This is a genomic window from Pseudomonas sp. MBLB4123 (assembly GCF_051904775.1).
Classification (GTDB): Bacteria; Pseudomonadota; Gammaproteobacteria; order Pseudomonadales; family Pseudomonadaceae; genus Aquipseudomonas; species Aquipseudomonas benzenivorans_B.
Genome location: NZ_CP196711.1, coordinates 4,029,944 through 4,052,617, shown reverse-complemented (window position 1 = coordinate 4,052,617; position 22,674 = coordinate 4,029,944). Strand labels below are relative to the sequence as shown.

Below are 22,674 nucleotides of genomic sequence, written 5' to 3'. Positions count from 1 at the left end.
AGCCAGGCCCGAGGGCCTGGCTTCTGCGTGTCCCGCCGGCCCGTCAGTTGCGGCTGGCCAGACGATTGTCCCGCTCGAAGCGCAACTCGTTCTCGGCCCATTGGCGCCAGGAGCGCACCTGGCTGCGCGGGGCGCCGGCGCCCTCGGCCCGGTTCAACGCCGCCAGCCCGGCCTTCCAGTGGTGCTGCTCCAGCTCCAACTGGGCGACCTGCAGCCACAGCTCGCCGCTACCGGTGCGCTCGGCCAGCGGTCGCAACACCGCGGCCGCCCGGCTGCGCTCACGGGCCTGCCACCAGAACAGGCCGAGGCGCTCCTGGCGCTGACGGCTATTGGCGAGCAGGCCACTGTCGAGCAGCCCGGCCAGCAGCTGGGCGCCCTGCCAGGGCTGCCCGGCGGCGCCGGCCAGGACCACCAGGTTGTCCAGTTCCGCGGCACTGAAGCGCAGGCCCTTGGCATAGGCCGCGCGCAGGGTGGCCAGGGCCCGGTCATAACGGCCGGCCATCTGCTGCAGGGCGGCCAGTTGTCGCCATTGCCGGCTGTCGTCGGGCTTGCGTGCCAGCAGCTGGCGCTGCCAGCGCTCCGCGGCCGGATAGCGCTTGAGGTCGGCATTGACCGCCACCAGGAACTGCAGCCAGCTGTCGGCCGCTCGCGGGTTGGCCTGCACGTAGCGCTCGGCCAGGGGCAGGGCCTTGGCCGGCTGCCCCTGGCCCTGGTAGGCCTGCACCAGCAGCTGCAACACCTCCTCGGCGGCGCCGGCCTGCTGTGGCGCGAGCAGCTCGACGACCCGGGCATAGCGGCGCTCGAGCAGGTTGAGGCGGGCCAGATTGAGCCGCTCGTTGGCCTGCGACTCGGCATCCAGGCGGCCGCTGGCTAGGGCCTTGTCCAGCCAGTCGATGGCCTGGACATTCTGTCCCTGGGCCCAGGCCAGGTAGCCACGGCTGCGCCACAGCAGGGCCTGCTCCAGGCTGCCGGGCCGGGCCTTGGCGCCGTCCAGGGCGCGCCGGGCCGTGGCGTAGTCGCCCTGCTGCTGGGCCGTCTGGGCCTGGTTCAGGGCGCGAAACACCCCGGGTTCGATGCTCTGGGTGGCGGCCTGCACGGCACCGGCCGCGCAGAGCAGCAACGACAGCAATAGACGGGACATCTCAGCGCCCTCCTTCCAGGCGGAAATACAGGGTCTTGACCGCCTCGCGGGCCACTGCCAGGCCGTTCTCGGTACGCGGGGCGAAGCGCCAGCGCACCGCGGCGCGGCGCGCCTCGCGCTCGAAGACGTTCTGCGGGCTGGCCTCGAGCACCCGCAGGTTCTCCACCGCGCCGGCGCGGTTGATGGTGAAGGCCAGCTTGACATGGCCCTGGATGCCGCGCTGCAGGGCGTAGCGCGGATACTCGGGGCTGACGTCGTTGAGCGGCATCACCTCGCTTTCCGGGCCGCCGGGGCGGCCTGCGGACTCGCTCGGCGCCTCCGCGCCGGGCGCCGTGGCACCGGCCACCAGGCCGCTGAGGCTCGGCGCCGGGGCGCTGGCCAGACTGACCGCGCTGCTCAGGTTCGGCAGCGGCAGGTCCAGGGTCGGCAGGCTGGGGCTCGGCGCCATGGCCGTGGGGGCACTGGGCATCGGCGGCTGCGGCGGCTGCGCCTGGGGCGGCTGTGGCGCCTGCTGTCGACTGCGCGGCGCGCTGCTGCTGGACTCGCCGGCCAGACGCACGAAGTTGGCCACCACCAGCGGCTCGTCGGACGGCTGACTGCGCGGCGGCGCCACCATGTAGAGCATCAGCGCGAACAACGCCAGGGCCATCAGGCAAGCCCCCAGGAACGACAGCGCCAGGCGCATCAGAGCGCTCCCGAACTGGCGGCCAGGGCCACGTCCTGCACCCCGGCCAGGCGCGCCTGGTCCATCACCTGCACCACCAGGCCGGTGCGCGCGTCCTGGTCGGCCTGCACCACCACCGCGCCGTCCGGCTGATCGACGCGCAGGCGCTCGACATGGGCGCGTACGCTGCGCACGTCGACCACCTGCTTATCCAGCCAGACCTGGCCGTCGGCGGTGATGGCGATGAGGATATTGCCCTTGTCCTGGGGGCTGGCGGTCTGCGCCTGGGGGCGCTGCACCTCGACCCCCGACTCCTTGATAAAGGAGCTGGTGACGATGAAGAAGATCAGCATGATGAAGACCACGTCGAGCATCGGCGTCAGGTCGATGCCGGTGTCCTCGTCTTGCTGGTGATGGCGACGCATTCTCATGGTTGCAGCTCTCAGTCGTGACGCAGCTGGTCGGCCAGCCGCTCGAGGGCCCGGCGGGCGTCGCGTTCCAGACGCGCCAGGCTGAACAATCCGCTGATGGCCAGGACCATCCCGGCCAGGGTCGGCAGGGTCGCCTGCCACACGCCCGCGGCCATGGCACGGGGATTGCCGGTGCCGTTGATGGCCAGCACGTCGAACACCGCGACCATGCCGCTGACGGTGCCGAGCAGGCCGAGCAGCGGGTACAGCGCCACCAGGGTCTTGCCCAGGCGCAGGGGCCCGGCCAGCTGCTGCCGGGCCTGGGCCAGCCAGGCGCTGCGCACCGCCCGCTGCCAGCTGCCGGCCTCCTCGGCCAGCAGCTGCTGCCAGGCCCGGCGGCGCTCACGCACCCAGCGCGGGAAGACCCGGCGCATGAACCAGAAGCGCTCGAACACCAGGGTCCAGAACAGCACGCAGAGCCCGGCCAGGCCCCACATCACCACGCCGCCGGCGGCCATCAGGTCGAACAGCGCATGACCGCCGTCGAGCAGCCGCAGCCACAGGCCGAAGCCGTCAGTCACGGCGCGGCGCCCCGGACAGGTGCAGGGCGATCAGCCCGGCGCTCTGCTGCTCGAGCAGCTGGATCAGGCCCTTGCTGCGGCTGGCCAGCAGGCTGTGCAGGAACAGCAGCGGGATCGCCACCACCAGGCCCAGCACCGTGGTCACCAGGGCCTGGGAGATGCCGTCGGCCATCAGCCGCGAGTCGCCGCCACCGCTCTGGGTGATGGCCTGGAAGGTGACGATCATGCCGGTCACGGTGCCCAGCAGGCCGAGCAGCGGCGCCACCGCGGCCAGCAGCTTGAGCAGCCCCTGGCCCTTCTCCAGCGGCGGGGTCTCCTGCAGGATCGCCTCGTCCAGCTTCAGCTCCAGGGTCTCCAGATCGGCCAGCTGCGGCTTGGGCCCCAGCACGCCGATCACCCGGCCCAGGGGGTTGTCGGCGCGCGGCGTGCCCAGCTCGCGGATCTGCGCACCGACCCCGCGGCCGACGCCGGCCAGGTACACCAGGCGCCAGAGCGCCAGGATCAGGCCCAGCGCCCCCAATGCCAGGATCAGGCCACCGACCAGCCCCCCCTGCTGCACCCGATCCCACAGGCTCGGCTGGCGCTGCAACTGCGCCAGCAGGTTGCCGCGGCTGGGGTCGATCGGCAGAGGGGCGAGGGCGTTTGCGCTCTCCAGGTAATCGTTCACCAGGCCCAGGCCGGAGGGCTGGCGCAACGGCGCCAGCAGCTCGCCGGCATCGGCGTCGTAGCGCAGGAAGGCGTCCTCGCCGAAGGCGGCGAAGCTGCCGACGCGCAGCACCGGCTGCACCCGGCGCACGCCGTCGGCGGCCACCACCGGCAGTTCCAGGCGCTCGATGCGGCCGCTGGCGGCCAGGTCTTCGAGCAGCAGCATCCAGTAGCCGTCGAGGTCTTCGGCCGACGGCAGGCTGCGGCTCTCGGCCAGGGCCTCGAGGCGCTGCAGGCGCTCGGGGTACTGGGCGTTGAGCAGGCTGTCCTGCCACTGGCCGGCGACATCGCCGGCGCTCTGCCGGACCACGCCGAACAGCTCGCCGAGGTGGCCGGCGCGCTGGGCCAGCAGCTTTTCCTGCGCGGCCAGTTCGGCCTCCAGGCGATCGAACTCGGCCTTCAGCCGCGCGGCTTCGGCTTCCTGCACCTGCAAGGCGGCCTTGGCCGTGGCCAGCAAGCGGGCCCGCTCGCCCCGCTCGGCGACGAAGGCCTGCTCGCGCGCGGCCATGGCCGAAGCCTCGGCGGCACGCTCGCTGCGGATGCGCTGCAGCAGTTGATCGGGATTGAGCGGCTCGGCGGCGCCGGCCAGCGTCGGCAACAGACCGAGGAGCACGACGGCGAGAAAACGGCGGTTCATCGGACAGCCTCCTGGTTCAGCGGGCGCACCGGCAGTTCGAGCAGCGCCGGAGCCTGCTCCTGGCGGGCGATGGCGATGGCCTGGTGCAGCGGGCGCCGGGCAGCGCCGTCGAGCAGCTGCCAGCTGCCGCTCTGCGGGTTCCACCAGCCGCTCTCGTGACCGTCGAGGGTCTGGTAGTAGAGCATGGTGCGGCCGAGCCGGAGGAACTCGACGCTGCGGGCACCGGCTTCGCTCGCCAATTCGCCGCGCCAGGCCTCCAGGGTGCGGCCATAGTCGCTCTCGACCTGGTAGGCCTCGAGGATGCGCCGGTACTTCTCCGCCAGGCTGACGTCGGCCCGTGGCAGCAGCTCCTGCAGCTGGGCCAGGCGGTCGCTGCGTTCCTCGGGCAGGAACGGCAGGTCGGCGGCGACGAACTGGCCGAGCACCTCGACCATCCGGCGCATCTGCGGCGTGACCGCCTCCTGGGTACGCTCGATGCCATCCAGCTGCTGCTGATAGCCCGCCAGTTCCTTGCGCTGGGCCGCCACCAACTCGCGCAGCTGGGCGTTGTAACCCTTCAGCGCCTCGGCTTGCTGCAGGGCATTGCGGTATTCGCCGAGCATCGCCCGGCTGGCGTCATCCAATTGCTCGATGCGCGCCTGCGAGGCCTTGGCCTCGGCGGCCAGGCGCTGGCTTTCGTCCAGCGCGGCGTCCAACGGCGCCGCCAACAGCGGCGTGCTGCCGAGCAGCAAGGCAGCGGCCAGCGCGCGAAGGGTATGAGGGGGCATGGGGACTGTCCTCGTCCAAAGGGCTCAGATCAAAAAGAGAAACATTATCATCCGCGAATAGGGCGAAAGCAACGGACAAAAGGCCGCAGAAGGCCGGGGGCTTTTATTGAGCTGGATCAAGTGTCGATTTTCTTAGCTCCCTAACATCATTCGCAACCAACAGCCCTCGATGACTCGACCGGAGCCACCATGCGCAAGTCCCTGCTCACCCTCTCCCTCCTGGCCATGGCAGTGGCCGCCCCCCTCGCCCAGGCCTACCAGGCCGGCGATATCCTGGTCCGTGCCGGCGCCATCACCGTCGATCCGCAAGAGAACAGCAGCGATATCTGGGTGGGTGCACTGAACAGCAACGTAGCCGGCACCAAGGCCTCGCTCAACAGCGACACCCAGCTGGGCCTGAACTTCGCCTATATGCTGAACGATCACCTCGGCATCGAACTGCTGGCGGCGACGCCCTTCACCCATGATGTCGGCGTGAAAGGCATGCCGGGCGCCTTCGCCGGCCTGAACGGCAAGCTGGGCGAGCTCAAGCAGCTGCCGCCGACCCTGAGCCTGGTGTATTACCCGCTGGACGGCGGTTCGCGCTTCCAGCCCTATGTAGGCGCGGGCATCAACTACACCTGGTTCTTCGACGACAAGCTGAGCAGCGAAGCCGAGACCAAGGGCTTCCGTGGCCTGGACATGGAGGACTCCTGGGGCCTGGCCGCCCAACTGGGCATGGACTACATGCTCGGCGAAAACCTGCTGATCAACGGCCAGGTGCGCTATATCGACATCGACACCACGGGCACCACCTCCTTTGCCGGACAGAAGGTCAAGGTCGATGTGGAAGTCGATCCCTGGGTCTATATGGTCGGCCTGGGCTACCGATTCTGAGTCCTGCCCCCACGAAAAAGCCGGCATTGCGCCGGCTTTTTTATTCAGTGCACGCCTCAGGCGAGGCCCAACAGGCGCTGCAGCCCCAGGCGCAGCGGGGTGGGCGGCGGCAGCCGGTAACCGTCCTGCAAGCGCCGGTTGTCCGCCCGCGAGTGGCGGATGTCACCAGCCCGCGGCGCCTCATGACTGACCGCCGGCAGGCCGCCGAACAGCCCGCCGATCTCGGCCAGTAGCTGGTTGAGACTGGTGGCCTGGTTCCAGCCGACGTTCACCGCCCCCGGCACGGCTGCAGGCGCGGACAGCGCCTGCAGCAGCACCGCGATCAGGTCGGCGATGTAGAAGAAGTCGCGGGTCTGCTCGCCATCGCCGAACACCGTGATCGGCTGCCCCTGCTGGGCGCGCTGGGTGAAGATGCTGATCACCCCGGAATAGGGCGAGGACGGGTCCTGGCGCGGCCCGAAGATGTTGAAGAAGCGGAAGATCGCCGGCTCCAGGCCATGCTGGCGCCGATAGAAGTCCAGGTAATGCTCGCTGGCCAGCTTGTCCGCCGCGTAGGGCGTCAGCGGCGCCTTCGGCGTGTCCTCGTCGATGGCCTGGCCTTCGCCGTTATTGCCATAGACCGCCGCACTGGAGGCGAACAGCACGCGCTTGACGCCGTGCACGCGCATGGCCTCGCAGACGTTGAGGGTGCCGACGAAGTTGCTCCTGTGGGTGCTCACCGGATCATCCACCGAAGCCTGTACCGAGGCCACCGCCGCCAGGTGCGCCACCGCGCGACAGCCGGCCACGGCCTCGTTCACCTGAGCGGCGTCGGCCACGTCGCCTTCGATCAGCTGCAGACGCGGATTGTCCAGCGGTAGATTGCTGCGCTTGCCCATCGACAGGTCGTCCAGCACCCGTACGGCCTGGCCTTGGGCGAGCAGGGCGTCGACCAGGTGCGAGCCGATGAAGCCGGCACCGCCGGTGATCAGGATGGGCGCGTCAGACATGGCGGTAGTAGCGGTCCAGCAGGCTCGGCAGCCCGGCGCGCCAGGCGCGCGGCTTGATGCCGAAGGTATGGAGGATCTTCTTGCAGGCCAGCACCGCATGCTGCGGCTCTTCGGCCGCATCGGGGCGCGCGGCATGGGCCTGGGGGCTGATTTCCTCCACCAGGTCGTGGCGGTAGTTGCGCGCCTCGCCGAGCACCGCCTGCCCCAGGGCCAGGGCGGTGGTCGCCTCATGGCCGCCGTAGTGGTAGGTGCCCCACAGCGGCGATTGACAATCGAGCTGCTTGAGCACGGCGAGGATCACCCGGGCGGCATCGTCCACCGGCGTCGGGTTGCCGCGCCTGTCGTCGGCGAGGCTCAGCTCGCCGCCCGCCTCGGCCCGGGCCAGGAAGCGCGCCAGCAGGCCCTGGGGACTGTCGTCCAGCAACCAGCCGAAGCGCAGCAACACATGCTTGGGGCAGACCGCGCGCACGCTCTGCTCCAGACGCAGCAAGGCCTGGCCACGACCGCCCAGGGGCTGCGGGTCTTCCTTCTCGCTGTAGGCGGTCACCCGCGAGCCGTCGAATACCCGATAGCTGGAAGGCTGCACCAGGCGGATGTCGTGATGCCGGCAGAGCTCGGCCAGGCGCTCGACCGCCCGCTCCTGGGCGGCCAGACGCGCGACGTCCACCGCCCCGGCCTGGAACCAGTCGAAGTAGTAGGCCAGGTTGACCAGGGCGTCGGGACGGGTGTCGTCGAGCAGCTGGGTCAGGCTGGCGGCATCCCAGCCGCCTTCCGGCGGGCGCGGCGCGAGAAAGCCGATGTCTTCCTCGGCGCCGAGGCGGATCAGGGTCTGCCCCAGCGCGTTACCGCCCCCCAGCAGCATCAGGCGCATTCGCATGATTTAGGCTGAACTCAGGCGATCAGAAGGGGATGTCGTCGTCGAAGCTGTCGAAGTCCGCCGCCGGCTGGGCCGGCTGCTGCGGGGCCGGGCGCGAAGCCGGCTGCTGCGGGGCGCGCTGCGGTGCCGGACGCTGCTGACGCGGTGCGTTGTCGCCGCTGTCGCCGCTCGGGCGGCCGCCGAGCAGCTGCATGGTGCCCTGCATGTCGACGATGACCTCGGTGGTGTAGCGCTTGACGCCGTCCTTCTCCCACTCGCGGGTCTGCAGCTTGCCCTCGATGTACACCTGGGAGCCCTTGCGCAGGTACTCGCCGGCGATCTCGGCGACCTTGCCGAACAGCGCCACGCGGTGCCACTCGGTCTTCTCGACCTTCTGTCCGGTCTGCTTGTCGGTCCACTGCTCGCTGGTGGCCAGGCTCAGGTTGGTCACCGCGTTGCCGCTGGGCAGGTAGCGGGTTTCCGGGTCCTGTCCGCAGGTGCCGACCAGAATGACTTTGTTAACCCCACGGGCCATAACGTTCTCCTAGGCTTTCAGCACGTCGCCGGCGCCGCTTCGATCAGGCGTTCCAGGGACGTGCGATCCAATTGTTGGGTATCCAGTTTGATGTAGAGGGCGGCCTCGTCACGCACCACCACGGCATCCGCCACTCCGGGCACGGCCAGTAATCGCTCGGCCAGCCCCGCTTCTTGCAAGGCCGCGGCTGAAAGCGGCAGGCGCAGGCTGGTGACATAAGGCGGTTCGCGCATAGTAACAGCAAAGACCAGCCAAAGCAGGGCCAGCAGGGCGCAGCCGAGGAACACACCCGACAGGCTGTAGTGCTGATACAGCCAGCCACCGAGGATGCCGCCCAGGGCCGCGCCGAGGAACTGGCTGGTGGAGTACACCCCCATCGCCGTGCCCTTGCCGCCGGCCGGGGCGACCTTGCTGATCAGCGAGGGCAGCGAGGCCTCCAGCAGGTTGAAGGCGGTGAAGAACACCACGGTGCCCAGCACCAGCGCGCGCAGGCTGTCGCCGAACGCCCAGAAGTACAGCTCGCAGGCCAGCAGCACGGCCACCGCACCGAGCAGCACCCGCTTCATCCGGCGCTTCTTCTCGCCGTAGATGATGAAGGGCACCATGCCGAAGAAACCGATCAGCAGCGCGGTCAGGTACACCCACCAGTGCTCTTCCTTGGCCAGCCCACCCTGCTCCACCAGGGCCAGCGGCAGGGCGACGAAACTGGCCATGAGGATGGCATGCAGGGCCAGGATGCCGAAGTCCAGACGCAGCAGGTCGGCGTGCTTGAGCGTCGGCCACAGCGCCTGCTTGGCCACCCCCGACTCGCGGTGCTGCAGCGGCCCGGCCGTGCGCGGCACCAGGCCGGCGACTATCAGGATGCCCAGCAGGGCCATGGCCGCGGTGGCCCAGAACAGCCCGGACAGGCCGAAGGCGCGGGTCAGCAACGGCCCGACCACCATGGCGACGGCGAAGGACAGGCCGATACTCATGCCGATCATGGCCATGGCCTTGGTCCGGTGCTGCTCGCGGGTCAGGTCCGAGAGCAGCGCCATCACCGCCGCGGAGATGGCGCCGGCGCCCTGCAGCACGCGCCCGGCGACCACTCCCCAGATGGAGTCGGCGTTGGCCGCCAGCACGCTGCCGGCGGCGAAGATCAGCAGCCCGGCATAGATCACCGGGCGCCGGCCGATGCGGTCGCTGAGCATGCCGAAGGGAATCTGCAGCAGCGCCTGGGTCAGGCCGTAGGCGCCGATGGCCAGGCCGATCAGCGCCGGCGTGCTGTCGGCCAGCTCCATGCCGTAGGTCGCCAGCACCGGCAACACCATGAACATGCCGAGCATGCGGAAGGCGAACACCAGCGCCAGACCACCGGCCGCGCGGGTTTCGCCGCCACTCATGCGCTCGCTGTGCGAATCGTGCATTTACCAAAGCCCTACCGAAACAAGGCGGCGATTCTAGCAGCCATCCCGTCCGCGGCACAGGCGCGCACTTTGCCGCAGGGCGACGCCAGGCCCTATACTCGCGGGTTTCCGCCCGCCATGCGAGGCCGCTGTTTGTGGACAAGATTCTGATCCGTGGGGCACGTACCCATAACCTGAAGAACATCGACCTGACCCTGCCGCGCGACAAACTGATCGTGATCACCGGCCTGTCCGGCTCCGGCAAGTCCTCCCTGGCCTTCGACACCCTCTACGCCGAGGGCCAACGCCGCTACGTCGAATCCCTGTCGGCCTACGCCCGGCAGTTCCTGTCGATGATGGAGAAGCCCGATGTCGATACCATCGAGGGCCTGTCCCCGGCCATCTCCATCGAGCAGAAATCCACCTCGCACAACCCGCGCTCCACCGTCGGCACCATCACCGAGATCTACGACTACCTGCGCCTGCTCTATGCCCGCGTCGGCATCCCGCGCTGCCCGGACCACGACGTGCCGTTGGAGGCGCAGACCGTCAGCCAGATGGTCGACCAGGTGCTGGCCCTGCCCGAGGGCCGCAAGCTGATGCTGCTGGCCCCGGTCATACGCGAGCGCAAGGGCGAGCACCTGTCGGTGTTCGAGGAACTGCGCGCCCAGGGCTTCGTCCGCGCCCGGGTCGACGGCAAGCTCTTTGAGCTGGACGAGCTGCCCAAGCTGGACAAGCAGAAGAAGCACTCCATCGACGTGGTGGTGGATCGCTTCAAGGTCCGCGAGGACCTGCAGCAGCGCCTGGCCGAGTCCTTCGAGACCGCCCTCGGCCTGGCCGACGGCATCGCCCTGGTGGCGCCCATGGACGGGGAAGAAGGCGAGGAGATCATCTTCTCCGCGCGCTTCGCCTGCCCCCACTGCGGCCACTCGATCAGCGAGCTGGAGCCCAAGCTGTTCTCCTTCAATAACCCGGCCGGCGCCTGCCCCACCTGCGACGGCCTGGGGGTCAAGCAGTTCTTCGACGCCAAGCGCCTGATCAACGGCGAGCTGACCCTGGCCGAAGGCGCGATCCGCGGCTGGGACCGGCGCAACGTCTACTACTTCCAGATGCTCGGCTCCCTGGCCGCGCATTTCGGCTTCAGCCTGGAGATTCCCTTCGACGAGCTGGCCGCCGAGCAGCAGAAGGTCATCCTGTTCGGCAGCGGCGCGCAGAACGTCGACTTCAAGTACCTCAACGACCGCGGCGATATCGTCAAGCGCTCCCACCCCTTCGAGGGCATAGTGCCGAACCTGGAGCGGCGCTACCGCGAGACCGAGTCGGCCAGCGTACGCGAGGAACTGGCCAAGTTCCTCAGCACCCAGCCCTGCCCGGACTGCCGCGGCACCCGCCTGCGCCGCGAGGCCCGCCACGTATGGATCGGCGAACGCACCCTGCCGGCGGTCACCGGCCTGCCGGTGGGCGAGGCCTGCGACTACTTCGGCGAGCTGCATCTCTCCGGCCGCCGCGGCGAGATCGCCGAGAAGATCCTCAAGGAAATCCGCGAGCGCCTGCAGTTCCTGGTCAACGTCGGCCTCGACTACCTGACCCTGGACCGCAGCGCCGACACCCTGTCCGGCGGCGAGGCCCAGCGCATCCGCCTGGCCAGCCAGATCGGCGCCGGCCTGGTGGGGGTGATGTACATCCTCGACGAACCGTCCATCGGCCTGCACCAGCGCGACAACGAGCGTCTGCTCGGCACCCTCACCCACCTGCGCAACCTGGGCAACACGGTCATAGTGGTGGAGCACGACGAAGACGCCATCCGCCTGGCCGACTACGTGGTCGATATCGGCCCGGGCGCCGGCGTGCACGGCGGCCAGATAGTCGCCGAGGGCACCCCGGACCAGGTCATGAGCCACCCGGACTCGCTGACCGGCAAATACCTCTCGGGGCGCGAGCGCATCCGCTACCCGGAAACCCGCACGCCCGTCGACCGCAAGAGGCTGCTCAAGCTCAAGGGCGCCCGCGGCAACAACCTGCGCAACGTCGACCTGGAGATTCCGGTCGGGCTGCTCACCTGCGTCACCGGAGTGTCCGGCTCGGGCAAGTCGACCCTGATCAACAACACCCTGTTCCCCCTCGCGGCCACCGCGCTGAACGGCGCCACCACCCTGGAAGCCGCGTCCCACGACGGCTTCGACGGCCTGCAACACCTGGACAAGGTGGTCGACATCGACCAGAGCCCGATCGGCCGCACGCCGCGCTCCAACCCGGCCACCTACACCGGCCTGTTCACCCCGATCCGCGAGCTGTTCGCCGGGGTGCCGGAGTCGCGCTCGCGCGGCTACGGCCCGGGGCGCTTCTCCTTCAACGTCAAGGGCGGACGCTGCGAGGCCTGTCAGGGCGACGGCGTGATCAAGGTGGAGATGCACTTCCTGCCCGACATCTACGTGCCCTGCGACGTGTGCAAGGGCAAGCGCTACAACCGCGAGACCCTGGAGGTGAAGTACAAGGGCAAGAGCATCACCGAGGTGCTCGACATGACCATCGAGGAGGCCCGCGCCTTCTTCGACGCGGTGCCGGCCATCGCCCGCAAGCTGCAGACCCTGATGGACGTCGGCCTGTCCTACATCAAGCTGGGACAGAGCGCGACCACCCTGTCCGGCGGCGAGGCGCAGCGGGTCAAGCTGTCACGCGAGCTGTCCAAGCGCGACACCGGCAAGACCCTGTACATCCTCGACGAACCGACCACCGGCCTGCACTTCGCCGACATCCAGCAGCTGCTCGACGTGCTCCATCGCCTGCGCGACCACGGCAACACCGTGGTGGTGATCGAGCACAACCTGGACGTGATCAAGACCGCCGACTGGCTGGTCGACCTCGGCCCCGAGGGGGGCTCCAAGGGCGGCATGATCATCGCCACCGGCACCCCGGAAGAGGTGGCCGAGATGCCCCAGTCGCACACCGGCCACTTCCTCCGTCCGCTGCTGCAGCGCGAGCGCACGCCCGCGACCGCCGCCGAGGCCTGACCCGGTCGCCACCGAGCACGCCAAAGCCCCGGAAGACCGGGGCTTTGGCGTTTACCGAGGCGCCTAGCGTTACACCAGGTCGAAGCGATCCAGGTTCATCACCTTGGTCCAGGCCGCGACGAAGTCTCGGACGAACTTCTCCTGGCCATCGCCCTGGGCATAGACCTCGGCCAGGGCACGCAGCTGGGAGTTGGAGCCGAACAGCAGATCGACCACGGTGCCGGTCCACTTCAACTCACCGCTCTTGCGGGCGCGGCCTTCGAGCACGTTCGCATCCCCCGCCGAGCGCTGCCACTGGGTGCCCATGTCGAGCAGATTGACGAAGTAGTCGTTGCTCAGGACTCCCGGACGCTGGGTGAACACGCCGTGCGGGCTCTTGCCGACATTGGCGTCGAGGGCGCGCAGGCCACCGACCAGCACCGTCATCTCCGGCGCGGTCAGGGTCAGCAGCTGGGCCTTGTCGACCAGCAACTCGGCCGTGAAACCCTCCAGCCCCGGCATCGCGTAGTTGCGGAAGCCGTCGGCCTTGGGCTCGAGCACCGCGAAGGCCTCGATGTCGGTCTGCTCCTGCGTGGCGTCCATGCGCCCCGGACTGAAGGGCACCGTCACCTGCTGCCCGGCCTGCTGGGCGGCGGCCTCCACCGCGGCGCAACCGGCCAGCACTATCAGGTCGGCCAGGGAGATCTTCTTGCCACCGGCGGCCGAGGCGTTGAAGTCCTTCTGGATGCGCTCCAGCGCCGCCAGGACCCTGGCCAGCTGAGCCGGCTGGTTGGCCGCCCAGTCCTTCTGCGGCGCCAGGCGGATCCGCGCGCCGTTGGCCCCGCCGCGCTTGTCGCTGCCGCGGAAGGTCGAGGCCGAGGCCCAGGCCGTGGACACCAACTCGGCGATCGACAGGCCGGAGGCGAGCACCTCGGCCTTGAGCGCAGACAGGTCCTGCGCATCGACCAAGGTGTGGTCGAGGGCCGGAATCGGGTCCTGCCAGATCAGCTCTTCCTGGGGCACCAGCTTGCCCAGGTAACGGGCGCGCGGCCCCATGTCGCGATGGGTCAGCTTGAACCAGGCGCGGGCGAAAGCGTCGGCGAAGGCCTGCGGGTCCTGATGGAAGCGCCGGGCGATCTTCTCGTAAGCCGGGTCCATGCGCAGCGACAGGTCGGCGGTGGTCATCATCGGCGGGTGCTTCTTCGACGGATCGTGGGCGTCGGGAATCAGGTCTTCCGCCTTGCAGTTCTTCGGCGTCCACTGGTGGGCGCCGGCCGGGCTCTTGGTCAGCTCCCACTCGTAGCCGAACAGCATGTCGAGGTAGCCCATGTCCCACTGGGTCGGGTTGGGCTTCCAGGCCCCCTCGATACCGCTGGTGGTGGTGTCCGCGCCCTTGCCGCTGCCCAGCTTGTTGATCCAGCCCAGGCCCTGCTCGGCGATATCCGCGCCTTCCGGTTCGGCGCCGACCAGGGCCGGATCGCCGGCGCCGTGGGCCTTGCCGAAGGTATGGCCGCCGGCCACCAGCGCCACGGTCTCCTCGTCGTTCATCGCCATGCGGGCGAAGGTCTCGCGCACGTCGCGTCCCGAGGCCACCGGATCGGGGTTGCCGTCCGGGCCTTCGGGGTTCACGTAGATCAGGCCCATCTGCACCGCCGCCAGTGGGTTGTCCAGCTGGCGGTCACCGGAGTAGCGGCTGTTGGCCTTGTCGCTGGTGGCCAGCCACTCGGTCTCAGCCCCCCAGTAGGTGTCCTCCTCCGGCGCCCAGATGTCGGGACGACCGCCGGCGAAGCCGAAGGTCTTGAAGCCCATGGATTCCAGGGCGACGTTGCCGGCGAGGATCATCAGGTCGGCCCAGGACAGCTTGTTGCCGTACTTCTGCTTGATCGGCCACAGCAGGCGACGGGCCTTGTCGAGGTTGCCGTTGTCCGGCCAGCTGTTCAGGGGCGCGAAGCGCTGGTTGCCGGTGCCCGCGCCGCCACGACCATCCGCCACCCTGTAGGTGCCGGCGGCGTGCCAGGCCATGCGAATCATCAGGCCGCCGTAATGGCCCCAGTCCGCCGGCCACCAGTCCTGGGAGTCGGTCATCAGCACGGTGAGGTCCTTGACCACCGCATCCAGGTCGAGGCTCTTGAATGCTTCGGCGTAGTTGAAGCCCTCGTCCAACGGGCTGGACAGTGACGAGTGCTGGTGCAGGGGGTGCAGATTCAGCTGGTTCGGCCACCAGTGCCGGTTCGAGGTGCCACCGCCGGCACTGTGCTTGAGAGCGCTGCCCGAGAACGGGCACTTGGTTTCGGTCGTCATATCGTCTCTACCTTCCTTATTCAGATTCAATCAGCCGCCCCAATTTCACGGCCGGGTGGTGATAGATGAACCGGGGCGCCTAGCGCCGGGCCGGCGTCTCGATCAGCCGACAGTCGTGCGGCGCCAAGCCGGCGATCGGATCGCCGCCACGGCTTGCCCGCCAGCCATCTGGCTCATACGCGCTGCCCCCCCTAATCGGGTCGAATCGACTGGCCTGCGCCATCGATAGAAACAGCCTAGACCGAGCCCAGAAACAGAACCAATGCATTAAGAGCAATTGATCGATAGAGAATTTCTTTTGTTGTCCCCATAAAAAACGGGCCTTACGGCCCGCTCGGTTATCCCTCACGCCCTCAGGCGATCAGCAGGAAGCCGATAAAGGCCAGGCCCGCCGCGATCAGGGTATAGGGCAACTGGGTCAGCGCATGGCTGATCAGGTTGCACCCCGAGCCCTGGGCAGCCAACACCGTGGAGTCGCTGTAGAAGCAGGCCTGGCTGCCGAAGGCCGAAGCCGAGAGCAAGGCACCGATCACCAGCGGAATATTGGCATCCAGGGCATAGGCCAGCGGCATGACGATAGGAATGGTGACGGCGAAGATGCCCCAGGAGGAGCCGGTGGCGAACGCCAGCAGCGCCATGGCCACGAACACCAATGCCGGCAACAGCTGCGCCGTCATGTAGGGCTTGAGCGACTCGACGACATACTGCGGCAGCAGCAGCTGGTCGCACACATCCTTGAAGATAAAGGCCGCGATCACCGTTCCGATGGCCGGCAACATGGTCTTGAAGCCCTCCATCATCTGCTCGAGCATCTCGTCCAGGGGCATCAGCCCCTGCACCAGGTAGAAGGGCACGACCAAGGCCAGGGTCGCCAGCATGCCCATCCACACGTCGATATCGAAGTAGATGGTGAAACCGACCAGCAACAGCAAGGGCACGAGGAAGTTGTGCAGCTTGCCGCCCTCCTTGTCCGCCTGTGCCAGCTCCTGCTCCACGGCCTGTACGCTCAGCTCGCCGACATGCATGGCGCCAGCCGAACCATGGCGGGCGAGCATCTCGGCCTTGCGCATTGGCCCTATGGCCGGCACCAGACCGGCGGCCACCAGCACCACAAGCAGGACCGACAGCCAGGCATAGAACATATAGGGGATCGCCTCCATGTAGACACCGATGCCCCGCCCGGTTTCGGCGATACCGTTGCTTTCCAGCAGACCGCCGAAGAACACCGCCCAGGTGGACAGCGGTACCAGCACACAGACCGGCGCCGCAGTGGAGTCGACCACATAGGCGAGCATCTCACGGGAGACCTTGAAGCGGTCGGTGACCCGCTTCATGGTCTCGCCCACGGTGAGGGCATTGAGGTAGTCGTCGACGAAGATCACCAGGCCCAGCACGCAGGTCATCAGCAACGAGGAGCGGCGCCCCTTGGCCAGCTTCAGCGCGGCGCGACCGAAGGCCAGCGCACCACCGGTACGCACCAGCAGGGCGATCAGCGCGCCGAAGCTGCCACAGACCAGGATCAGCCAGCCGATGGTTTCGTCCTGCATGACCTTGAGGGAGATCTCGGCAAAACCGCCCAGGGCGGCCTGGGGGCCGAGCAGCAGCAAGCCACTGAGCGCACCGAGCACCAGTGCCAGAATGGGGCGACGCAGGAAAATGGCGAGAACCAGGACAACGACGGGGGGAAGCAGACTAAGAGCGGTAGGTTCGGACATGATGTGCAGTTGTTCTTATAAGAGCCGGGTCACGGCGGGATCGAAGACAGACGAACCTTACCCGAGCCGACACATGCACACAATATCAAACGCGACGTGCGGAATATTATTCACAGCAGAAACAAAAAACCGGGCCTAGGCCCGGTTCTTCTCACAACCTGCAACTTACTCGGCTGCTTCCACTGCGCCGGCGACCGGACGGTCGACCAACTCAACGTAAGCCATCGGAGCGTTGTCGCCAGCACGGAAACCGCACTTGAGGATGCGCAGGTAACCGCCCTGACGGGTGGCGTAGCGCTTGCCCAGGTCGTTGAACAGCTTGCCGACGATGGCTTTCGAACGGGTACGGTCGAAGGCCAGACGACGGTTGGCAACGCTGTCTACTTTAGCCAGAGTGATCAACGGCTCGGCGACGCGACGCAGCTCTTTGGCTTTCGGCAGAGTAGTTTTGATCAGCTCGTGCTCGAACAGCGAAACCGCCATGTTCTGGAACATGGCCTGGCGGTGGGCGCTGGTACGGCTGAGGTGACGGCCACTTTTACGATGACGCATGATTCAATTCCTTACCAAACTCACGTTCGGTGATGATGACGATCAGGCAGTCGCCTTATCGTCTTTCTTCAGACTTGCCGGCGGCCAGTTGTCGAGGCGCATACCGAGGGACAGACCGCGAGAAGCCAGAACATCCTTGATCTCAGTCAGGGATTTCTTGCCCAGGTTCGGGGTTTTCAACAGCTCTACTTCGGTGCGCTGAATCAGATCGCCGATGTAGTAGATGTTTTCTGCCTTGAGGCAGTTGGCCGAACGTACGGTCAGCTCCAGGTCGTCGACCGGGCGCAGCAGGATCGGATCGATCTCGTCTTCCTGCTCGACTACCACAGGCTCACTGTCACCCTTGAGGTCGACGAACGCGGCCAGCTGCTGCTGCAGAATGGTCGCGGCACGGCGGATAGCCTCTTCCGGATCCAGGGTACCGTTGGTTTCCAGGTCGATAACCAGCTTGTCCAGGTTGGTACGCTGCTCGACACGAGCGTTTTCCACCACGTAGGACACACGGCGCACCGGGCTGAACGAAGCGTCGAGCTGCAAGCGACCGATGCTGCGGCTCTCGTCTTCGTCGCTCTGGCGCGCGTCGGCCGGCTCGTAACCGCGGCCACGGGCCACGGTGAGCTTCATGTTCAACGCGCCATTGGCAGCCAGGTTGGCGATTACGTGGTCGCCGTTGACGATTTCGACATCGTGATCCAGCTGAATATCGGCAGCGGTCACTACACCCGAGCCCTTCTTCGCCAGAGTCAGCGTCACTTCGTCGCGACCGTGCAGCTTGACAGCCAGGCCTTTAAGATTGAGCAGGATCTCGATGACATCTTCCTGCACACCTTCGATGGCGCTGTACTCATGGAGCACACCGTCAATCTCGGCCTCGACTACTGCACAGCCAGGCATGGAGGACAACAGGATGCGGCGCAGCGCGTTGCCCAGGGTATGGCCGAAACCACGCTCGAGAGGCTCGAGGGTGATCTTGGCGCGGGTCGGACTGACCACCTGCACATCAATGTGACGAGGGGTCAGGAACTCATTTACCGAAATCTGCATGGATGCACCTATTTTCTAGCCCTTACTTGGAGTAGAGCTCGACAATCAGGCTTTCGTTGATGTCGGCGGAGAGGTCACTGCGAGCCGGAACGCTTTTGAACACGCCGGACTTCTTCTCAGTGTCCACTTCTACCCATTCAACGCGGCCACGCTGGGCGCACAGCTCAAGAGCCTGAACAATGCGCAGCTGATTCTTCGACTTCTCGCGAACAGCAACGACGTCGCCAGCTTTAACCTGGTAGGACGGGACGTTTACAGTCTGACCGTTGACGCTGATCGCTTTGTGCGAAACCAGCTGACGGGATTCGGCGCGGGTAGCACCAAAGCCCATACGGTAAACCACGTTATCCAGACGGCACTCCAGCAGCTGCAGCAGGTTTTCGCCGGTGGCGCCCTTCTGGCTGGCAGCTTGCTTGTAGTAACCGCTGAACTGACGCTCCAGCACGCCGTAGATACGGCGAACTTTCTGCTTTTCGCGCAGCTGGGTGCCGTAGTCGGACTGACGGCTACGGCGCTGGCCGTGAATACCCGGGGCTGCTTCGATGTTGCACTTCGATTCCAGAGCGCGAACGCCGCTCTTCAGGAACAGATCGGTGCCTTCACGACGAGACAGTTTGCATTTGGGACCAATGTAACGAGCCATTTCTCACTGTCTCCTGATTACACGCGACGCTTCTTCGAAGGACGGCACCCGTTATGCGGGATAGGCGTCACATCGGTGATGCTGGCGATCTTGTAACCGCAGCCGTTCAAAGCACGGACAGCGGACTCACGACCCGGACCGGGACCCTTGACGTTCACGTCGAGGTTCTTCAGGCCGTACTCCAGCGCAGCTTGACCAGCACGCTCGGCAGCCACCTGGGCAGCGAACGGGGTGCTCTTGCGCGAGCCACGGAAGCCCGAACCACCGGAAGTAGCCCAGGACAGGGCATTGCCCTGACGGTCGGTGATGGTCACGATGGTGTTGTTGAAAGACGCATGGATGTGGGCGATGCCATCAACCACTGTCTTTTTGACTTTCTTACGAGTACGAGCAGCAGGTTTTGCCATGACTAAATTCCTGTCGATTCGCCAATGCGATTACTTGCGGATCGGCTTGCGCGGGCCCTTGCGGGTGCGGGCGTTGGTCTTGGTGCGCTGACCGCGAACCGGCAGACCACGGCGATGGCGCAGGCCGCGGTAGCAACCCAGGTCCATCAAGCGCTTGATTTTCATGTTCACTTCGCGGCGCAGGTCACCCTCGGTGTTCACCTTGGCAACTTCGCCACGCAGCTGCTCGATCTGCTCGTCAGAGAGATCCTTGATCTTTACCGCCGGATTCACGCCGGCAGCTGCACAGATTTTCTGCGCGGTGGTGCGACCGACACCGAAGATGTAGGTCAGCGAGATAACAGTGTGCTTGTTATCCGGAATGTTAACGCCTGCAATACGGGCCATTCAGTGGAACTCCAATTGACAGCTACCTACGCCCCGGAAGCCAAGAAATAGGGCGCGAGATATTAACGCTGTAAAAACAAATAATCAACCCGGCAGCGCACTAGCTGCCGGGCTTATCACGCTTCACTCACACTCAGCCTTGGCGCTGCTTGTGACGCGGCTCCGCGCTGCAGATCACTCGTACGACGCCGTCGCGACGAATAATCTTGCAGTTGCGGCACAGCTTTTTCACCGATGCACGAACTTTCATCACCAACTCCTCGAACCTTATGGACACATCAGCGGAGCATGCCGCTGCCGTAGCCCTTCAGGTTGGCTTTCTTCATCAGGGATTCGTACTGGTGCGAAACGAGGTGCGATTGTACTTGCGACATAAAGTCCATCACAACCACCACCACGATCAGCAACGAGGTCCCGCCAAGGTAGAACGGTACGTTGGCCGCCACCACCAGGAACTGGGGCAACAAGCATACGGCCGTCATGTACAGAGCACCGAACATGGTCAAACGGGTCAACACGCCATCGATATAGCGTGCGGACTGCTCGCCCGGACGGATACCCGGAATAAAGGCACCGGACTTCTTCAGGTTTTCCGCTACGTCTTTCGGATTGAACATCAGCGCCGTATAGAAGAAGCAGAAGAAAACGATCCCTGCACTAAACAGCAAAATGTTCAACGGCTGACCAGGAGCGATAGCCTGCGAAATATCCTGCAGCCAGCCCATACCCTCGGACTGACCGAACCAGGAACCCAGCGAGGCCGGGAACAACAGAAGGCTGCTGGCAAAAATAGCCGGGATGACCCCCGCCATGTTCACCTTCAACGGCAGGTGGCTGGTCTGCGCGGCGAACACCTTGCGACCCTGTTGACGCTTGGCGTAATGCACCGCAATGCGACGCTGGCCACGCTCAATGAACACCACGAAACCGATGATCGCTACTGCCAACAAACCGATGGCGATCAGCGCGAAAATGTTGATATCGCCCTGACGCGCAGACTCGAAGGACTGCCCGATCGCCGCCGGCAGACCGGCCACGATGCCGGCAAAAATCAGCATCGAGATGCCATTGCCAACACCGCGTTCGGTGATCTGCTCGCCCAGCCACATCATGAACATCGCGCCCGCCACGAAGGTGGTGACCGCAACGAAGTGGAAGCCGAAATCGACCGAGAACGCCACGCCCTGACTCGCCAGGCCCACGGACATGCCGATGGCCTGGACGAATGCCAGGACGAGAGTGCCGTAGCGGGTGTATTGACTGATCTTGCGACGACCAGCCTCACCTTCCTTCTTCAACTGCTCCAGCTGCGGGCTGACGGCGGTCATCAGCTGCATGATGATCGAGGCCGAGATGTACGGCATGATCCCCAGTGCAAAGATGCTCATCCGCTCCAGCGCGCCGCCGGAAAACATGTTGAACAGGCTAAGAATGGTCCCCTCATTCTGTCGAAACAGGTCCGCCAGCCGGTCGGGGTTGATACCCGGAACTGGGATGTGTGCGCCGATCCGGTAGACGATGATCGCCATGAACAGGAAGCGCAGTCGAGCCCAGAGCTCGGATAACCCGCCATTGCTGAGCGCTGAGAGAGCACCTTGCTTAGCCATTTAGTCCTCGAACTTACCGCCAGCTGCTTCGATAGCCGCGCGCGCACCCTTGGTGGCGGCGATACCTTTAAGGGTGACCGCGCGAGTAACCTCACCGGACAGCATGACTTTCACACGCTGCACGTTTTGGTTAATCAGGTTGGCATCCTTCAGCGCCTGCAGAGTGACGACGTCGCCTTCGATCTTGTTCAGCTCGGAGGTGCGCACTTCCGCGCGGTCCATAGCCTTCAGGGATACGAAGCCGAACTTGGGCAGACGACGGTGCAGAGGCTGCTGGCCGCCTTCGAAACCCGGAGCAATGGTGCCGCCGGAGCGCGAGGTCTGACCCTTGTGGCCGCGGCCACCGGTCTTGCCCAAGCCGCTACCGATGCCACGGCCCGGACGGTGCTTCTCGCGACGGGAACCCGGCGCAGGACTCAAATCGTTCAGGTACATGGATTAACCCTCCACGCGCAGCAGATAGTAAGCCTTGTTAATCATGCCGCGGTTTTCCGGAGTATCCAGAACCTCAACGGTGTGATTGATGCGGCGCAGGCCCAGGCCCTTGACGCAAGCTTTGTGGTTGGCCAGACGGCCGTTCACGCTCTTGATCAGCGTGACTTTTACGGTATTAGCCATGGTTAGAGAATCTCCTCGACGCTCTTGCCACGCTTGGCCGCAACAGACTCCGGAGACTGCATAGCCTTCAGACCCTTGAAGGTGGCATGCACCACGTTCACTTGGTTGGTCGAGCCGTAGCACTTGGCCAGAACGTTCTGCACACCCGCCACTTCCAGCACGGCACGCATGGCGCCGCCGGCGATAATACCGGTACCCTCGGAGGCCGGCTGCATGTACACCTTGGAGGCGCCGTGGGCGGCCTTCATGGCGTACTGCAGGGTGGTGCCGTTCAGGTCAACCTGGATCATGTTGCGACGCGCGGCTTCCATCGCCTTCTGGATGGCGGCCGGCACTTCACGGGACTTGCCACGGCCGAAACCGACGCGACCCTTGCCATCACCCACCACGGTCAACGCGGTGAAGGTGAAGATACGGCCACCCTTAACGGTTTTGGCAACGCGGTTAACCTGTACCAGCTTCTCGATATAGCCTTCGTCGCGCTTTTGGTCGTTATTTGCCATAACTTAGAACTCCAGCCCGCCTTCACGAGCAGCATCGGCCAGCGCCTTGACGCGACCGTGGTACTTGAAGCCAGAACGGTCGAATGCGACCTGAGTCACACCAGCGGCTTTCGCACGCTCAGCAACCAGCTGACCAACTTTCGTGGCCGCGTCGACGTTGCCAGTGGCGCCATCACGCAGTGCTTTGTCCAAGGTCGAGGCGCTAGCCAGAACCTTGCTGCCGTCGGCCGAAATGACCTGGGCGTAAATGTGCTGCGAGGAGCGGTACACGCACAGACGCACGACTTCGAGCTCGTGCATTTTCAGGCGTGCTTTGCGCGCGCGACGCAGTCTTGTTTCTTTCTTGGCGGTCATGTGCTAG

At 65.9% G+C, this 22,674-nt stretch carries 25 protein-coding genes; 2 read left to right on the top strand and 23 right to left on the bottom strand.

Annotated features, from left to right (window positions below; genetic code table 11):
- Positions 1–43: 43 nt before the first annotated feature.
- From ACSX1C_RS18715 to ACSX1C_RS18690, 6 genes are read right to left on the bottom strand one after another with little or no spacing between them, the layout of a single operon-like run.
- A complete protein-coding gene (locus tag ACSX1C_RS18715) occupies positions 44–1,141 on the bottom strand; it encodes a tetratricopeptide repeat protein (protein ID WP_439887372.1) in 1,098 nt (365 codons plus the stop codon).
- Between the two features lies 1 nt (position 1,142).
- Positions 1,143–1,826, bottom strand: coding sequence for an energy transducer TonB (locus tag ACSX1C_RS18710; protein ID WP_439887371.1), 684 nt, complete (start codon positions 1,824–1,826; stop codon positions 1,143–1,145).
- A complete protein-coding gene (locus ACSX1C_RS18705) occupies positions 1,826–2,236 on the bottom strand; it encodes an ExbD/TolR family protein (RefSeq protein WP_318643686.1) in 411 nt (136 codons plus the stop codon). The genes ACSX1C_RS18710 and ACSX1C_RS18705 overlap by 1 nt, the downstream gene beginning before the upstream one ends.
- An 11-nt stretch (positions 2,237–2,247) precedes the next feature.
- The gene (locus tag ACSX1C_RS18700; RefSeq protein WP_318643688.1) at positions 2,248–2,796 is read right to left on the bottom strand and encodes a MotA/TolQ/ExbB proton channel family protein; all 549 of its coding nucleotides are present in this window, start codon (positions 2,794–2,796) and stop codon (positions 2,248–2,250) included.
- Entirely contained in the window at positions 2,789–4,138 is a 1,350-nt protein-coding gene (locus tag ACSX1C_RS18695; RefSeq protein ID WP_439887370.1) for a MotA/TolQ/ExbB proton channel family protein, read from the bottom strand. The genes ACSX1C_RS18700 and ACSX1C_RS18695 overlap by 8 nt, the downstream gene beginning before the upstream one ends.
- Complete coding sequence (locus tag ACSX1C_RS18690; protein WP_439887369.1) at positions 4,135–4,905, bottom strand: DUF3450 domain-containing protein; 771 nt, start codon at positions 4,903–4,905, stop codon at positions 4,135–4,137. The genes ACSX1C_RS18695 and ACSX1C_RS18690 overlap by 4 nt, the downstream gene beginning before the upstream one ends.
- A 189-nt stretch (positions 4,906–5,094) precedes the next feature.
- Here ACSX1C_RS18690 and ACSX1C_RS18685 point away from each other — a divergent pair, with 189 nt between their 5' ends.
- Positions 5,095–5,781: an OmpW/AlkL family protein gene (locus tag ACSX1C_RS18685; RefSeq protein WP_318643691.1), complete on the top strand. Its 687-nt coding sequence runs from the start codon at positions 5,095–5,097 to the stop codon at positions 5,779–5,781.
- Between the two features lie 56 nt (positions 5,782–5,837).
- Here ACSX1C_RS18685 and ACSX1C_RS18680 read toward each other — a convergent pair whose 3' ends face one another.
- The 4 genes from ACSX1C_RS18680 to ACSX1C_RS18665 are packed head-to-tail and all read right to left on the bottom strand — an operon-like array spanning position 5,838 to position 9,567.
- Positions 5,838–6,770, bottom strand: coding sequence for an NAD-dependent epimerase/dehydratase family protein (locus ACSX1C_RS18680; protein WP_439887368.1), 933 nt, complete (start codon positions 6,768–6,770; stop codon positions 5,838–5,840).
- A complete protein-coding gene (locus ACSX1C_RS18675; protein WP_439887367.1) occupies positions 6,763–7,647 on the bottom strand; it encodes a sugar nucleotide-binding protein in 885 nt (294 codons plus the stop codon). The genes ACSX1C_RS18680 and ACSX1C_RS18675 overlap by 8 nt, the downstream gene beginning before the upstream one ends.
- 22 nt (positions 7,648–7,669) lie before the next feature.
- Positions 7,670–8,161, bottom strand: a complete 492-nt coding sequence (locus ACSX1C_RS18670; RefSeq protein ID WP_369958652.1) for a single-stranded DNA-binding protein — start codon at positions 8,159–8,161, stop codon at positions 7,670–7,672.
- A 17-nt stretch (positions 8,162–8,178) separates the two neighbouring features.
- Complete coding sequence (locus tag ACSX1C_RS18665; protein ID WP_439887366.1) at positions 8,179–9,567, bottom strand: MFS transporter; 1,389 nt, start codon at positions 9,565–9,567, stop codon at positions 8,179–8,181.
- Positions 9,568–9,701: 134 nt separating this feature from the next.
- On the opposite strand from ACSX1C_RS18665, the gene uvrA reads away from it, so the two are divergent.
- Positions 9,702–12,557: an excinuclease ABC subunit UvrA gene (uvrA, locus tag ACSX1C_RS18660; protein WP_439887365.1), complete on the top strand. Its 2,856-nt coding sequence runs from the start codon at positions 9,702–9,704 to the stop codon at positions 12,555–12,557.
- 69 nt (positions 12,558–12,626) lie between these two features.
- Here the strand turns inward: uvrA and katG are convergent, their stop codons facing one another.
- From katG to rplR, 13 genes are all read right to left on the bottom strand, one after another.
- Entirely contained in the window at positions 12,627–14,837 is a 2,211-nt protein-coding gene (gene katG / locus ACSX1C_RS18655) for a catalase/peroxidase HPI (protein ID WP_439887364.1), read from the bottom strand.
- Between the two features lie 353 nt (positions 14,838–15,190).
- The gene (locus tag ACSX1C_RS18650) at positions 15,191–16,552 is read right to left on the bottom strand and encodes a Na+/H+ antiporter NhaC family protein (RefSeq protein ID WP_369958648.1); all 1,362 of its coding nucleotides are present in this window, start codon (positions 16,550–16,552) and stop codon (positions 15,191–15,193) included.
- Between the two features lie 165 nt (positions 16,553–16,717).
- On the bottom strand, positions 16,718–17,104 hold the full coding sequence (gene rplQ / locus ACSX1C_RS18645; protein ID WP_439887363.1) for a 50S ribosomal protein L17: 387 nt from the start codon (positions 17,102–17,104) through the stop codon (positions 16,718–16,720).
- A gap of 42 nt (positions 17,105–17,146) precedes the next feature.
- Positions 17,147–18,148, bottom strand: coding sequence for a DNA-directed RNA polymerase subunit alpha (locus tag ACSX1C_RS18640; protein ID WP_213641485.1), 1,002 nt, complete (start codon positions 18,146–18,148; stop codon positions 17,147–17,149).
- 22 nt (positions 18,149–18,170) lie between these two features.
- Positions 18,171–18,791, bottom strand: coding sequence for a 30S ribosomal protein S4 (gene rpsD, locus ACSX1C_RS18635; protein WP_213641486.1), 621 nt, complete (start codon positions 18,789–18,791; stop codon positions 18,171–18,173).
- A gap of 17 nt (positions 18,792–18,808) precedes the next feature.
- Positions 18,809–19,198 (bottom strand): 30S ribosomal protein S11, encoded by a 390-nt coding sequence (gene rpsK / locus ACSX1C_RS18630; RefSeq protein ID WP_013789773.1) that lies wholly within the window; start codon positions 19,196–19,198, stop codon positions 18,809–18,811.
- Positions 19,199–19,228: 30 nt separating this feature from the next.
- Positions 19,229–19,585, bottom strand: coding sequence for a 30S ribosomal protein S13 (rpsM, locus tag ACSX1C_RS18625; protein ID WP_213641487.1), 357 nt, complete (start codon positions 19,583–19,585; stop codon positions 19,229–19,231).
- A 133-nt stretch (positions 19,586–19,718) separates the two neighbouring features.
- Entirely contained in the window at positions 19,719–19,835 is a 117-nt protein-coding gene (gene rpmJ / locus ACSX1C_RS18620; protein WP_003281814.1) for a 50S ribosomal protein L36, read from the bottom strand.
- A 28-nt stretch (positions 19,836–19,863) separates the two neighbouring features.
- Positions 19,864–21,192 carry a preprotein translocase subunit SecY gene (gene secY / locus ACSX1C_RS18615; RefSeq protein ID WP_318643703.1) on the bottom strand — a complete coding sequence of 443 codons (1,329 nt, stop codon included), beginning with the start codon at positions 21,190–21,192 and terminating at the stop codon, positions 19,864–19,866.
- Positions 21,193–21,627, bottom strand: coding sequence for a 50S ribosomal protein L15 (rplO, locus tag ACSX1C_RS18610; RefSeq protein ID WP_318643704.1), 435 nt, complete (start codon positions 21,625–21,627; stop codon positions 21,193–21,195).
- A 3-nt stretch (positions 21,628–21,630) separates the two neighbouring features.
- A complete protein-coding gene (gene rpmD, locus ACSX1C_RS18605; RefSeq protein ID WP_298118328.1) occupies positions 21,631–21,810 on the bottom strand; it encodes a 50S ribosomal protein L30 in 180 nt (59 codons plus the stop codon).
- A gap of 2 nt (positions 21,811–21,812) precedes the next feature.
- Positions 21,813–22,313 (bottom strand): 30S ribosomal protein S5, encoded by a 501-nt coding sequence (gene rpsE, locus ACSX1C_RS18600; protein WP_255837040.1) that lies wholly within the window; start codon positions 22,311–22,313, stop codon positions 21,813–21,815.
- Between the two features lie 3 nt (positions 22,314–22,316).
- Positions 22,317–22,667, bottom strand: coding sequence for a 50S ribosomal protein L18 (rplR, locus tag ACSX1C_RS18595; RefSeq protein WP_213641492.1), 351 nt, complete (start codon positions 22,665–22,667; stop codon positions 22,317–22,319).
- Positions 22,668–22,674 lie beyond the last annotated feature (7 nt).

What these genes read in the sequence shown, in the direction of transcription:
- rplQ (WP_439887363.1), bottom strand. Translation starts at nt 17,104, where the DNA reads ATGCGTCATCGTAAAAGTGGCCGTCACCTCAGCCGTACCAGCGCCCAC.
- ACSX1C_RS18665 (WP_439887366.1), bottom strand. Translation starts at nt 9,567, where the DNA reads ATGCACGATTCGCACAGCGAGCGCATGAGTGGCGGCGAAACCCGCGCG.
- ACSX1C_RS18715 (WP_439887372.1), bottom strand. Translation starts at nt 1,141, where the DNA reads ATGTCCCGTCTATTGCTGTCGTTGCTGCTCTGCGCGGCCGGTGCCGTG.
- ACSX1C_RS18710 (WP_439887371.1), bottom strand. Translation starts at nt 1,826, where the DNA reads ATGCGCCTGGCGCTGTCGTTCCTGGGGGCTTGCCTGATGGCCCTGGCG.
- ACSX1C_RS18670 (WP_369958652.1), bottom strand. Translation starts at nt 8,161, where the DNA reads ATGGCCCGTGGGGTTAACAAAGTCATTCTGGTCGGCACCTGCGGACAG.
- ACSX1C_RS18675 (WP_439887367.1), bottom strand. Translation starts at nt 7,647, where the DNA reads ATGCGAATGCGCCTGATGCTGCTGGGGGGCGGTAACGCGCTGGGGCAG.
- ACSX1C_RS18640 (WP_213641485.1), bottom strand. Translation starts at nt 18,148, where the DNA reads ATGCAGATTTCGGTAAATGAGTTCCTGACCCCTCGTCACATTGATGTG.
- secY (WP_318643703.1), bottom strand. Translation starts at nt 21,192, where the DNA reads ATGGCTAAGCAAGGTGCTCTCTCAGCGCTCAGCAATGGCGGGTTATCC.
- rpsD (WP_213641486.1), bottom strand. Translation starts at nt 18,791, where the DNA reads ATGGCTCGTTACATTGGTCCCAAATGCAAACTGTCTCGTCGTGAAGGC.
- ACSX1C_RS18685 (WP_318643691.1), top strand. Translation starts at nt 5,095, where the DNA reads ATGCGCAAGTCCCTGCTCACCCTCTCCCTCCTGGCCATGGCAGTGGCC.
- rpmJ (WP_003281814.1), bottom strand. Translation starts at nt 19,835, where the DNA reads ATGAAAGTTCGTGCATCGGTGAAAAAGCTGTGCCGCAACTGCAAGATT.
- rpsM (WP_213641487.1), bottom strand. Translation starts at nt 19,585, where the DNA reads ATGGCCCGTATTGCAGGCGTTAACATTCCGGATAACAAGCACACTGTT.
- ACSX1C_RS18705 (WP_318643686.1), bottom strand. Translation starts at nt 2,236, where the DNA reads ATGAGAATGCGTCGCCATCACCAGCAAGACGAGGACACCGGCATCGAC.
- ACSX1C_RS18650 (WP_369958648.1), bottom strand. Translation starts at nt 16,552, where the DNA reads ATGTCCGAACCTACCGCTCTTAGTCTGCTTCCCCCCGTCGTTGTCCTG.
- ACSX1C_RS18690 (WP_439887369.1), bottom strand. Translation starts at nt 4,905, where the DNA reads ATGCCCCCTCATACCCTTCGCGCGCTGGCCGCTGCCTTGCTGCTCGGC.
- rplR (WP_213641492.1), bottom strand. Translation starts at nt 22,667, where the DNA reads ATGACCGCCAAGAAAGAAACAAGACTGCGTCGCGCGCGCAAAGCACGC.
- rpsK (WP_013789773.1), bottom strand. Translation starts at nt 19,198, where the DNA reads ATGGCAAAACCTGCTGCTCGTACTCGTAAGAAAGTCAAAAAGACAGTG.
- rpmD (WP_298118328.1), bottom strand. Translation starts at nt 21,810, where the DNA reads ATGGCTAATACCGTAAAAGTCACGCTGATCAAGAGCGTGAACGGCCGT.
- katG (WP_439887364.1), bottom strand. Translation starts at nt 14,837, where the DNA reads ATGACGACCGAAACCAAGTGCCCGTTCTCGGGCAGCGCTCTCAAGCAC.
- ACSX1C_RS18680 (WP_439887368.1), bottom strand. Translation starts at nt 6,770, where the DNA reads ATGTCTGACGCGCCCATCCTGATCACCGGCGGTGCCGGCTTCATCGGC.
- ACSX1C_RS18695 (WP_439887370.1), bottom strand. Translation starts at nt 4,138, where the DNA reads ATGAACCGCCGTTTTCTCGCCGTCGTGCTCCTCGGTCTGTTGCCGACG.
- rplO (WP_318643704.1), bottom strand. Translation starts at nt 21,627, where the DNA reads ATGTACCTGAACGATTTGAGTCCTGCGCCGGGTTCCCGTCGCGAGAAG.
- rpsE (WP_255837040.1), bottom strand. Translation starts at nt 22,313, where the DNA reads ATGGCAAATAACGACCAAAAGCGCGACGAAGGCTATATCGAGAAGCTG.